Raw genomic sequence first — 12,863 nt, forward strand, 5'->3', positions numbered from 1 at the left:
GTTGTTATAGAAGATTAGGTATCAGATTATTTTATCCTTTTACCATCTAAATCATAGTATTTTGTTTTTCTATACAGTCCTTTTTTACTGTAAACATCTATTTGTTTAATATTTCCATTTGGATGATATTGTATAACATTTCCAACTGGTTTTCCATTTTTAAATTCTCCTTTAATTCGTAATGTTCCATTAGTATAATAATCTTTTTGAATTCCGTTACATTTCTCATCACAGCAACAATAACCAAAAAAACTAGGATGAGAAACTGGCTCATAACATTTAAATATCTTTTCAGTCACTAATGTATCAATATTAAAACCTTCTTTAACTTTTACAGTTTGAGATATTCCATATTCTATTGCGGAAAGTTGATATTTCCCTAATTCATCTAAATATATAGTTCCTGTAGAATCATTTATATGAAAAACCTTTCCTGATTTTTCTAAATGATAGAAAACCCTATTACTTACTTTACTACTACAAGGATTTTTTAGCATTAACTTATATTGTATTTTCTGTCCAAATACACTTGTTGAAACTAGTAATAGAAAGATACTAATTATCTTCACGAAATAATTTGTTTTGGTAACATTCATTATAATTCTTACTTAAAGTAACTATATAAATATACAAAACCCATGTAAAAGAATTCTAATCATAATTTAAAGCTCTTTTATTAAACAAAAAAAGCCTGAACATACATTCAGGCTTTCGTTTATTTTATGTTGATTTTGGCTTACCAAATTCGAACTCTATTTTCAGGAGCTAAGTACATTTTGTCTCCTTCTTTAATATCAAATGCTTCGTAGAAAGCGTCAATATTTTGTAACGGAATATATGCTCTATATTGTCCTGGCGAGTGTGTATCTGTTTTGATACGCGTACGCAATGCTTCTTCTCTCATTTTTGTTCTCCAAACGGTTGCCCAAGAAAGGAAGAAACGTTGTTCTGCTGTAAATCCATCAATTTTATCTGGTCGTCCATTTTCTTTGATATGACGTTGTAATCCATCATATGCACCTAAAACTCCACCTAAATCTCCAATGTTTTCACCTAATGTAAATTTACCATTGATGTATAAACTATCTAATACTTCAATTGCACTGTATTGTGCAGCTAATGCATCTCCTCTTTTAGTAAATTGCTCTAAATCTGCATCTGACCACCAGTTTTTAAGGTTTCCATCCGCGTCAAAACGCGCTCCAGAATCATCAAAAGCATGCGAAATTTCATGTCCAATTACTGCTCCAATTCCACCATAGTTTACAGCGTCATCAGCTTGATAATTGTAGAAAGGTGGTTGTAAGATAGCCGCTGGGAAAACGATTTCATTGTTTAATGGATTGAAATATGCATTTACCGTTTGTGGCGACATTCCCCATTGCGATTTGTCAACTGGCTCATTGATATCAGCAAAGTTCTTTTTTAAGTTCCAGTTTCCAACAGCAACCATGTTTTGGTAATAAGAGTTTCCTTCTTTTACTGCCATTGTTGAATAGTCTTCCCATTTATCAGGGTATCCAATTTTCACTGTGAATTTATCTAATTTTTCAATTGCTTTTAGTTTTGTATCAGCACTCATCCAATCTAAATTTTGGATACGTCCTTTGTATGCTTCAATTACATTTGCAATCATTTTTTCAGCTTTCGCTTTTGCTTCTGGCGGAAATTTAGCATCTACATATAATTGTCCAATTGCTTCTCCAACTGTTCCGTTTACTGTTGCTAAAGCTCTTTCTTTTGCATCACGTTGCTTTACAGCTCCGTTTAATTCTTTTGCATAAAACTCCCAGTTTGCTGTGTTAATTTCAGTTGTTAACTGACCAGTAGCACTGTTTAATGTAGACCAACGCATTAATGTTTTGATATCTTCAATATCTGTATTTACTAAAACATCTTGTAAAGCTGCGATATATTTTGGATCTGTTACAATAACTGATTCAAACTTTTTTGTTCCTAAGTCTGTAAACATTTTATCCCAATTGATTGCTGGTATCATTTCAGCCAACTCAGCAATTGATTTTGGATTGTTTAAGTTACGCATATCTCTACTTTGAATCTTATCTAACCTTGGTTCAGCTAATTTCGTTTCTAGCGCTAAGATTACTTCTGCATCTTTTTGAGCTTTTGCAGCATCATCACCTAAGAATTGTAACATACGTGAAACGTGTGCTACATATTTTGCTCTAATTTCTTTTGCTTTATCATCTTGCTCTAAGTAGTAATCTCTTTCAGGTAATCCTAATCCACCAGGCGTAATATACGGAGCATTCATGCTACTATCTGATAGGTTTGGAAATACAGATAATCCCAAAAAAGGAGCTGAAACCTCTATTGGCATCGTTGCCAATATTGTTTGCATATCTGTAACATTTTTAATTCCTGCAATGGCATCAAGTGCTGGTTTTAATGGTGCAATTCCTACTTTATCTCTTGCTACTGTATCTAGCATAGTATTGTAGATCATTAATGCTTTCGCTTGATCTGTATCTGATGCATATTTTCCACTTTTTCCTGCTTCATCAAGAATCACTAATACATCATCATCTGTACTTTTACGTAAAACTCCAAATCCTCCCCAAGAAGTTCTGTCTGCAGGAATTTCAGTAGTTTCCATCCATTTCCCATTTACATAGGTATAGAAATCGTCTTTTGGACTTACCGATGTGTCCATATATTCTAAGTTGATTCCGGGAACTTTTGCAACTTCGGCTGTTTTAGTTTCTTTCTTATCTCCTTCACAAGAGAATAGAAAAGCACTTGCGGTGAAACATAGTGCTAACTTTAGGCTATTTGTCTTCATTTTTTTGATTGTATTTATAGTTCTATTCAATTTAGACTAAAAAGTATCTATTATGTTACTACTTTTTAGCACATTAACATTTATTTAAGATATTTAATAGGCTGATTTTAAGATAGAATCGTTCTCTTTTTTGAGTTTTATGACTTCAGGAACATTGTCATTTGGAATTGCAATTGAGAGTACATAGTGTGAAATTTTCCAAGTATCACCTACTTTTTTGAGAACTCCAGAACCTCTACATAATTCCATTTGTGTGTCTAGAAGTTCATCAAACCAAGCAATATCATCATATTCGGAGATAAATACGTTTCGTTCTAACGCTGTAAAACTCCATGCTTTTCCTTTGTCGAAATATGGTTTTGAGAATGTCTTGAATGCTGAGTTTTCCCAGTTTTCGGTAGCATCAGTTCCAATAAAGATAGCATCATCTGTCATTTTTGAAAAATACGCATCAAAGTTAGCATCTGCTGCTGCTTTATGCCAAGCATCTAAAACTTCATTTATAGTTTTCTCACTTTTGGCTTTGCGAAAACTATCAACTTGCTTTCTCGCTTTTTCAGTATTACATGAAACTGTAACGGCGAGAACGATGAGCAATACTAGTAATTTTTTCATCTGTATTTCTTATTTAGGTTAGGTCAGATAGAATTTGCCAATATTATATAACTTTATATTAACTATTTACTATAGCTAATTTTATAGGTTAGTTATCTGGATCTTGTTCTATTTGTTGTTGTAATACTTTTTTAGGTTTTGGTTTTTCACTTATGGTAGATTTAAATACTTCCTTTACTGGTTTTTCAACCTTTGTGGAATCTTTTCCAAGTGAGTTTCCAAGTATTTCTTTAGGATCAATATCTTGTTGTGAAGCTCGTTGTATTTGATAACATATAGCTTTAAAAACACGATTCATCTGAACAATTTCTTTCGCAATAGAATCGTTTGTTACAGCTTCATCTCCCGCATCGTCTTGAAGTTTTAGTGCTTTTGTTCTTAGTACTAAGAAACGGCTACGAATTTGCATTACATCCAAATCATCTGGATATTGCTCTTCTTCAATTTCTTCAATGTTTGTTGCCAATTGTCCTAAATCTTCAACGATAGCATAACGCGAACTCGTATTCACAATCTTCATACTTTCGTTAATGGCATTAAATTCTATCCAATCTTGTACTAATTTCTTTTGTATAGCATTTAGTTCTTGAAGTTTTCCTTTTTTAGGAATCGTCAATTTATTTTTTGCTAAAAACTCTTCTTTGCTTTGTGTAGCTTCTTTTTGCGTTTTTTGCTGTGCATCATTACAGGCAAAAAAGGTACATATAACTAGTATGTATGTGATGATTTTCTTCATTAATTCTTTACGATCTGATCTGTTTACGAACCAAAAACAAATATAGCTAGTTTTTTAAGTTTGAGTATGTTTTTAACAAAGTTTACCAACCTAAGGCATTGTATTTTATGAATTTATCAAAAAAATGCGGATTTAATTTAATTTTTCACATTAACGAGAAATAGATTTATATATATTTGTAATCATATTTTACTGTTTTTGATGAGTACAAAAGTTTTAATTATTGGCGCCTGCGGACAGATAGGTACAGAATTAACAGCTGCGTTACAAACTACCTACGGCGCTGCGAATGTTATTGCTTCGGATATCCGAAAAAGTGATGATAAAGTATTTACGGAAGGTATATTTGAAATACTTGATGCAACAGACAAACTGAGCATTAAAGCCTGTGTTGAAAAGCATCAGATTACAGATGTATATTTGATGGCTGCTTTACTTTCTGCAACAGCTGAAAAAAATCCAGAGTTTGCATGGAATTTGAATATGAATTCTTTGTTGCATGTTCTTAATTTAGCTAAAGATAAGCTTATTAAAAAAGTATTTTGGCCAAGTTCAATTGCTGTTTTTGGTAAAAATTCTCCAAAAAAACAGACACCTCAACATACCATTATGGATCCTTCTACCGTGTATGGAATCAGTAAACTTTCGGGCGAACGTTGGTGTGAATATTATTATACTAATTATGGTGTAGATGTACGAAGTATTCGCTATCCTGGCATTATTAGTTGGAAAACGCAACCTGGCGGTGGAACTACAGATTATGCTATAGAAATTTTTCATGAAGCTATTAAAAACGGTTCTTATACCTGCTTTTTACAAGAGAACACTTCGCTTCCAATGATGTTTATGGATGATGCTGTACGTGCCACAATTGATATTATGAATGCTGAATCGACAGCAGTGAAAGTACGATCATCTTATAATATTGCGGCGACAAGTTTTACTCCAAAACAATTGACTCAAGAAATTCAGGAATTACTGCCTAATTTCACGATTAGTTATGAACCTGATTTTAGGCAAAAAATTGCCGATAGTTGGCCAGAAAGCATTGACGATTCAATTGCAAGAAACGACTGGAATTGGTCTGCAAATTTTGATATTAAAACGATTGTTTCTGAAATGATTACGAATTTGAAGTAACTAATACTTACATTTTACGCTGCTTTCTTTTTTTGACGCCTTTTCCTGATCGAAACTCCTATTAGTATTAGAAATATACTCGCAAAACTATAATATACATAGTTGTGCTTTTGTATGTTTTTTATTGGGCTCACATCGCCTGTAATAGTTAATCCACTCCAGTAATATGGAGATGCTTCACTTGTGTTTTCATTTTGTTGAATGTACGTTATTTTGGCTTTCTGCATTGCTTCCGATTTCGTATCACCATTTATAATATTTTTATAAAATTCTTGTATAATATTGTTGCTCGCTTTTTCATTAATATCCCAGAGTGAGGAAACCACACTTTTTGCGCCAGCGTTGAAAAACCCTCTTGCCAAACTCATTACGCCTTCTCCTTTTTTGAGTTCACCATCTGAAGTTTTACAAGCGCTTAAAACGACTAATTCCGATTGGTTTTTGGTAAAATAGAGCTCATCAAGTGTCATTTTTTCGTCATAAAAAGCCATCCAAGGAATTGTATTGTTAATTCCTCCATGTGTGGATAAATGGACTATTTTATAGTTTCCGTATGCTTCTGTAAAGCGTTTTTTTGTCGCTTTTTCATATTGAAAATGATTTGCGCCAAATATATTTGTCAATCGTTTTAATTCGTCTTCGCTTGTTGCCAATGCGCCAAACTGATCATTTTTGAATTTAGTGGGTGCTATTGCTATAAAATTTTCGGGAATACTTGTGGTGTTTTGCTGTGATTGTGCTGCTGAAGAAAGTGAATAGTTGTAATTGATTTCGGCACTTTTAATTAAATATTCGCCTTTGGAAGTCAATAAAGCTTCAAAGGGTATGTATTGTAATATTCCGTCTGCAATGATTGTGATCCTTTTTTGCTTCAATCGCAGCTCCGAATTGTCAAACGGAATTAATTGTTGATAGAGTTTTTTAGCAATTGTTGTATAGGTGTTTTTATCTTGCTCACTTACAAAAGGTTTGGAAACCGCTTCTTTGTATGCGTTAGCTGTTTTGATGAGTTCTGATGTGATTGGTAATTCTTTTAATTGAATGCTTTTAGCTGCTATAAGTGCAACAAATCCTTTTTCTTTTCCAACAATGTATTGTAATATCAATTCGTCATTTTTGAGTTGTTTTTGAACATCTTTAAGCTTGACAGTATTGATGTTTTTTTTGTAATTGTAATATTTTGGATAGTTCGTTTCTAGAGAATCTATAAAAGCAGTGTATTCTTTTTTGTATTTGAATACATTGTTTTTGAGTGAGTCTACAAGTACATCTTCTTTGTTTGCGTATGACTGAATTTCAGACTCTATTGTTTTTATTTCTTTGATCAGATCTTGTTCACGTTCTAAGATGTTTTCAGGAAGTTTTGACAAGCGTTTTGCCGTTGCATTTGTCATATTTTCCAGCAGTAGCATGGCTTTGTTTTTTTCCATGAAAAAGAATGCCTTTTCAGGTTGTTGTAAACGATAACAAACTTCAACTGCTTTTGGGTAGAATGTTGCGCCTTTTTTTCGCCAAAATAGTTTGGATAAATCTTCTCTACTTTCTACATAAATAATATCAATTAACTGATCGGCAAGTGTGAAGGTTTCTAGTGCATTTTCAAGATATTCGGGCTTTCCTTCTGCTTCATAATAAGCAATCCAACCATTTGCTTTGTCTATTAAGTATCCTAGGAGATAAATTTTATTTGGTATAAGTTTAAAATTTTCTATCGTAGGTAATTCATTATAGTTATTTTCTTTTAATTGTAAAGCTTGATATATTGCTTTTTGATAATATATTAGTGCTTCTTTATGATTATTTTCTTTCTGGAAAATATCTGCTAAATTATTTGAAATTAAAGAGTGATCAGAAGTATTATGTTTTGCAGCTTCTTCAAGCAGTTTTTTAGCTTTTTCTATATTATCCTCTTTTTTATTGAGAACTGCTAAGTTTATGTAACTTTTTGTAATATCGATAGAATCTTGCTCTTCTATTGAACGTTTTAAAACATTTGAATAATTCTTATTTGCATTTAAAAAATCTTTTAAAAAATCATAATAAGATCCTAAATTTAAATCTATTGCATTCTTATTTAAATAACTCATCTTATGTTTTTGTTTCAATACAAACAAATGATCTTTAATGTCAAAGATTTCATCGGATAAGCTTGTGTCATAAAGGCTCACTAAAGTTTCTAGTTTACAAATTAATGTTCTTGCCAAATCTTTGTGCTCATCTAAAGGCTTTAATATAGAAATGGATCTGTCATAATTATCTAAAGCCTTTTGAAAATCTCCCAATTCACTGTAAATATTGCCTATAGTTCTATACAGCTTACCCAGTCTTAAATTTTCTTTAGGATATCGCTTTAAATATATTTTACTAGATTTCAAAGCCTTAAAAAATTGTTCTGTTCTATATAAAAAAAAAGCATTATTATATTTCGCTTTACTGAAAATTCCTCCTTCAAAATCATTTATTTTATATGCGATATCTTCAACTTTTTTTGTGTAAATAATTGCTTTTTTTGAATTTGAAGAATTCCAATAATCTCTAGAAATATCATAATAAATTTCTGCTAGCATTTTTTGGTTCACCATTACATTTGTTTGAAGTAATAAACTATCTATTAAAATTTCTTTTTCAGCCAAGGTAAATTCTTTTGATTCAACTTGTTGATTATAATACGTGTGTAATTTAATGTCTTGTGCTTGAATCAAACTCGCTAATAATAGAAAAAAAATGAGTAGGGAAAACTTATGAATTCTTGTATATAAAGTAGTCATAAAGGCCAGAATATTAGTTTAGTATGTGATAATTATAAATCTATAAAATATTTAGTCGCTTACTTACGTTGTTAATATACAAAACTTTACAATATGAAAAATCAACAAAATATTTCGCAATTAAAACAATTTAAAATTTCTTCTTTATTAATTACTAAAATTAATGGTGGTGATAAAAAAGCTACTGCAAAATTAGATACAGATTTAGAGTAAATTATTAGGAGTAAAAGAGGAGTTTTTACACTCCTCTTTTGAATAGTCTAAATGCAAGATTACCTAAACCTAATTTAAACTATATATTATTGAGGAATATGCTTCGCATATTGTATCTCATCTAAATTTTGATTGTATATACAGTTTGATAATAATGTTGCTTTTAGTGTAGCAGTAGACATATCAACTTGATATAACGAACCTGAATATCCCGAAGTTAATGCTGATGAGAAAGAGGTTCCACTCACATAAATTACTTCATTGTTATAGGTGAACGGAATATTTTCACCTGGAGCTGCAATATCAACTGATAGTTGTCCTCTATTAGAAAAGTCTGCCAATAATGAATTACTATTCCCATTTGGTATGTTAACTACATCTAAAAAAGATGTATTGGAATTATTAGATCCTGAATTTGTATTTCCACCTCGCAATCCTGCAACAGCAATAATATTTTCTGCGTCATATGAGGAAGGGTAATGTGCAACTTGATCTGTATTTATACCACTATTTCCTGCCGAACTTACCACTAAAATAGTATCTTCTACATCGTTAATAAATTTTTGCAATAGTTCACGTTCTTGGTTATACCATCCAAAACTCATATTAATAATTTTCACATCTGGTTTGTTTGCCGCATATTGAAATCCACAAAGTGCATCAAAATAGCTAATATTACCATTACGATTGGCAACTTTTACAGGCAGTATTTGATAGTTTACATTAGCAGCGTCCATTTTAGACATTATTAAACTTGTCACTATTGTACCGTGACGTCCATAATGATCATCATATGGGTTGTTATTGTCATCTACAAAATTCCAACCAAATAATTCAGTCTGCCCATTATTGTAACAAGCATCTTGATCGCTATTGTATAAAAATGGTGTTGTAAACCCTGGGTAATCATACATAATTCCGGTATCTAATACTGCTACTGTAACTCCTTGATTGGTTGCAACACGTTTCACTATTCCATCAGCACTACTCGCTATACCGGCATAATCTATAAAGATGTCTTCTGGTATTCTAATATTTGGATTATATTCTGCTCCTTCAATTTCTTCATCGGATTTTGCAGTTGCTTTTCTTTCTTCTAAACCACCATTATGAGCTTCTTGTTTTCCAACAATCCAAAGCTCTAAGTTAGGGGTTGCACATTCACATTTTTTAAAACCTTCAATATCGTATTCTTGTCTTTTTATTATTTTTTCTGCTTCGGTTGTTCCTTCCGGATATAATATAATAAGTTCATTTCCTTGTTGTCCTGAAGCGTAGTTTCCGCCTCCTTTTTGTACTGTTTCTATGTCTTTTGTTGTTTTTGCTGTTTCATCAGTATGTAGTGTTTCTGTTTGACAACTGTACATAATGATGCATAATAGGGCAATACAGCATGCTAATACTTTTTTCATAATTCTTTTACGTTTAAATTAATACTAAGTGTGTAATAATGGTTTAGGTATGATAAAATTCCAGTCAATCGAAATTGACCGGAATTCTCTTGCATTATTTTACTTTTATTCTATGATAACTTTCTTAGTAATAGTTTCCTATTCCAAGAGATGGTAGTAATTTTATTTTCAATACGGTTATTATATGTGTCATGTAGTTTTATCGAACCAGAACAAGTTACAAAATTGTATTTGGTTGTTTATGACAACTCCGAAGAGCATCAAAAACACAAAACACCTTTCTTCATAATTAAATATGTTTGGTTTGGTTATTCCTACTCTGTTTTGGTTCTAGGTTTTTCGGATTTCACCTAGTAAATAAGTCAACTTATGAGATAGTTCAGCATAAGAAATTTTGTTACCCGATTTATTTCACTAATTTTAGAACAGCATTTTAGTGAACCCTATTTCTATGTTAAATGATACTTATTTTATTGAAGGACTTCGTTCTGGAAACGAGGCAATATTAAAAGAAATTTATAATCAGTTTTTTTCAAAAGTCAAAACCTTTGTGATGCAAAATAAAGGCAATGCCACTGACGCAGAAGATATTTTTCATAATGCGTTGATTCAATTGTTTGTTCGACTCAAAAACAGACAGTTAGTAATTAAATCTTCGTTTGAAGCGTATCTTTTTACTACCTGCAAAAACCTTTGGAGAAGAGAATTAAATAAAAAACGGGTAACAAAAGCAAAGGTTACTGAACTGAAGAATGAAGAAACAGAAAATGCGTATGCATTGCTTGAACAAGAAAAGTGGGAGCTATACATTGAAAAATTTCAATTGCTTTCAGAAAATTGTAGAAAAGTACTAACACTGTTGTTTAATGGTACTCCATATGAAGAAATTGTAAAAACATTTTCATATGCATCAAAAGTAGTTGCCAGACAACGCGTTTTTAAATGCAAAGCAAAATTAACCAAGCTAATTAAGGAAGACACAAAGTTTTCCAAAATAAAGAAATTATGAGTTTTGACGATCAAACTTATGCCCAGATTGCATCCTATTTGAACAATCAAATGGATGACGCAGAAAAAACAACCTTTGAAGCATTGCTTGAAAGCGATGCAGAATTAGCCTCTTTTTTGGAGACTTATAAAACGCTAGAAGGTGTTTATAATGAAGAAAAATGGACTGTAAAAACGACAGCTTCTGTAGAAGAAGTTAAAGAACTTGCACATCAGTTTAGAACGGATGATGTACTTGATTTATCAAAAAAAATACGCGCTATTCAACAAGAAAATCATGTACAAAAGTCCCCTAAAAGAAAAACATATTTCTATTACATTTCATCAGCCGTTGCAGTTGCTGCCATATTCACATTATTTTACTTTTCTTTTATGCAATCGCTTTCACCGAATGAAGCATTTGAGCAGTATCATAATTGGAATACATTACCTTCGTTTCAAGACAAAGGTATTGCTGGTAATACCAAAGATAATTTAGTAAAAGCAGAAACTTTATTTGAAGAAGGAAAATACAAAGAAGCATTAACGCTTTTCTCTTCAACGACCAAAAACATAGACTACAATCCTAACGCAGCCTTGTATATTGGTATCTCACAATTAGAACTTCAACAATATTCTGAAGCGCTAAAAACGTTTGATATTTTAAAAAATAGTAATGCTATTGACAAACACAAAGCGCATTGGTATACGGCACTTATATACTTAAAACAAGGTGATGCCAAAAAAGCAAAAAACACACTTGAAGTTCTAGTTCAAAATCCTACGTATTATAATTACGAAAAGGCGCAAAAATTGCTAAAAAAGTTAAAATAAATCTAAAATCTTCTCCATTTTTATAAATTTCGAGGACTTATTTACGTTTTTGGGGTTTATAGTGCCTCATACACTTGTAATACAGCAAAAAAAGCCTTTAATTTGAAGTAGACCAAAACTCGAATTACTTAAAAATTATGAATAAAGAGCTATTAGAAAAAAAGTTAAAAGAAATTGACCAAATTATCAAATCAAAACATGCTGAAGAAACACAAATAGGAGTGCTTGCTGGACTTTCTGGAGTCTCTTTATTTCAGTTTTATTATTCAAAATACCTTGATATTGACGATCACGCTGATATCGGCGTAGAAATGCTTACTGATTGTATTGACAAAATCAACGAAGGGTACAGTTATCCTACATTCTGTACTGGTATTGCTGGAGCAGGTTGGGTTTTAGATCATTTAGAGCAAGAAGAATTTATGGATGCTGATAATGATGATTTACTTCCAGAATTAGACCAATATATACACACATTCATGGTAACTGATATGAAAAATGGAAATTACGATTTCCTTCATGGTGCCATTGGATATGCTTTTTACTTCTTAAATCGTTACCGAAATACAAAATCGGACGAATTAAAAGATAAATACAAGACTACACTAAATGAATTCATGGATTTATTAGATGAGTTATCTGAAAAAGAAGGTGATGACATGCTAAAGTGGGAATCTGAATTGAGTATAGAAACTAAAGAAAGAGGATATAACTTAAGTTTATCACATGGAATGTCGAGCATTGTAGGAATCTTAACGAAACTACACGTATATGACGATTTCAAAGCGAAATCAGAACCAATGCTAAAAGGAGCAGTTAATTACATAATGTTTCATAAAACAAAAGAAGAAAATCCATTCTCTGTATTTCCAAGTTGGATAACTGGTAAAGAAGAAGACAATACAGGACAAAGCCGATTGGCTTGGTGCTATGGCGACTTAGGTGTAGCAATGCGTTTTTGGTACGCTTCAAAAACTTTAAACGATGCAAAACTTGGTGAAACAGCTTTAGAAGTATTAAAACACTCAGCTGCACGTACTGCACAAGAAGATAGCATGGTAAGAGATGCTGGTTTATGTCACGGTTCTTACGGAAATGCACAGATGTTTTTAAGAATGTATAAAGAAACTGGCGATCAAGTATTTAAAGATGCTTTTGAATTTTGGATTCAAGATGGAATCGACAGAGGAACTCATGAAGATGGATACGCTGGATACAAACAATGGAAAGGTGTTGATAAAAGCTGGGAACCAGAAACTTCTCTATTAGAAGGAATTGCAGGAATTGGACTTTCAATCCTTGATTACCTGGCAGACTACGATACAAATTGGGATGAATGTTTAATGATAAGCTAA

Annotated in this window: 10 protein-coding genes; 4 read left to right on the forward strand and 6 right to left on the reverse strand. The window is 31.9% G+C overall.

Annotated elements, in window-relative coordinates:
- Nucleotides 1-26 precede the first annotated feature (26 nt).
- The 4 genes from ACUUYC_RS05715 to ACUUYC_RS05730 all read right to left on the reverse strand — a co-directional run bounded on the left by ACUUYC_RS05715 (nt 27) and on the right by ACUUYC_RS05730 (nt 4,154).
- Nucleotides 27-569: a toxin-antitoxin system YwqK family antitoxin gene (locus ACUUYC_RS05715; protein WP_474264516.1), complete on the reverse strand. Its 543-nt coding sequence runs from the start codon at nt 567-569 to the stop codon at nt 27-29.
- A 167-nt stretch (nt 570-736) separates the two neighbouring features.
- A complete protein-coding gene (locus tag ACUUYC_RS05720) occupies nt 737-2,803 on the reverse strand; it encodes a M13 family metallopeptidase (RefSeq protein ID WP_474264517.1) in 2,067 nt (688 codons plus the stop codon).
- Nucleotides 2,804-2,896: 93 nt separating this feature from the next.
- Nucleotides 2,897-3,418, reverse strand: a complete 522-nt coding sequence (locus tag ACUUYC_RS05725; protein WP_474264518.1) for a nuclear transport factor 2 family protein — start codon at nt 3,416-3,418, stop codon at nt 2,897-2,899.
- Between the two features lie 88 nt (nt 3,419-3,506).
- Nucleotides 3,507-4,154: a hypothetical protein gene (locus tag ACUUYC_RS05730; RefSeq protein ID WP_474264519.1), complete on the reverse strand. Its 648-nt coding sequence runs from the start codon at nt 4,152-4,154 to the stop codon at nt 3,507-3,509.
- A gap of 201 nt (nt 4,155-4,355) precedes the next feature.
- Here ACUUYC_RS05730 and ACUUYC_RS05735 point away from each other — a divergent pair, with 201 nt between their 5' ends.
- Nucleotides 4,356-5,294, forward strand: coding sequence for an NAD-dependent epimerase/dehydratase family protein (locus ACUUYC_RS05735; RefSeq protein ID WP_474264520.1), 939 nt, complete (start codon nt 4,356-4,358; stop codon nt 5,292-5,294).
- A 14-nt stretch (nt 5,295-5,308) separates the two neighbouring features.
- Here the strand turns inward: ACUUYC_RS05735 and ACUUYC_RS05740 are convergent, their stop codons facing one another.
- Together ACUUYC_RS05740 and ACUUYC_RS05745 are read right to left on the reverse strand one after the other, a co-directional pair.
- Nucleotides 5,309-8,062, reverse strand: a complete 2,754-nt coding sequence (locus tag ACUUYC_RS05740; protein ID WP_474264521.1) for a CHAT domain-containing protein — start codon at nt 8,060-8,062, stop codon at nt 5,309-5,311.
- 299 nt (nt 8,063-8,361) lie between these two features.
- Entirely contained in the window at nt 8,362-9,687 is a 1,326-nt protein-coding gene (locus tag ACUUYC_RS05745; RefSeq protein WP_474264523.1) for a S8 family peptidase, read from the reverse strand.
- A gap of 451 nt (nt 9,688-10,138) precedes the next feature.
- On the opposite strand from ACUUYC_RS05745, the gene ACUUYC_RS05750 reads away from it, so the two are divergent.
- The 3 genes from ACUUYC_RS05750 to ACUUYC_RS05760 all read left to right on the forward strand — a co-directional run bounded on the left by ACUUYC_RS05750 (nt 10,139) and on the right by ACUUYC_RS05760 (nt 12,863).
- A complete protein-coding gene (locus ACUUYC_RS05750) occupies nt 10,139-10,696 on the forward strand; it encodes an RNA polymerase sigma factor (protein WP_474264525.1) in 558 nt (185 codons plus the stop codon).
- Complete coding sequence (locus tag ACUUYC_RS05755; protein WP_474264527.1) at nt 10,693-11,508, forward strand: tetratricopeptide repeat protein; 816 nt, start codon at nt 10,693-10,695, stop codon at nt 11,506-11,508. The genes ACUUYC_RS05750 and ACUUYC_RS05755 overlap by 4 nt, the downstream gene beginning before the upstream one ends.
- 137 nt (nt 11,509-11,645) lie before the next feature.
- Nucleotides 11,646-12,863 carry a lanthionine synthetase C family protein gene (locus ACUUYC_RS05760; protein ID WP_474264529.1) on the forward strand — a complete coding sequence of 406 codons (1,218 nt, stop codon included), beginning with the start codon at nt 11,646-11,648 and terminating at the stop codon, nt 12,861-12,863.

This window comes from Kordia sp. E (genome assembly GCF_056033805.1).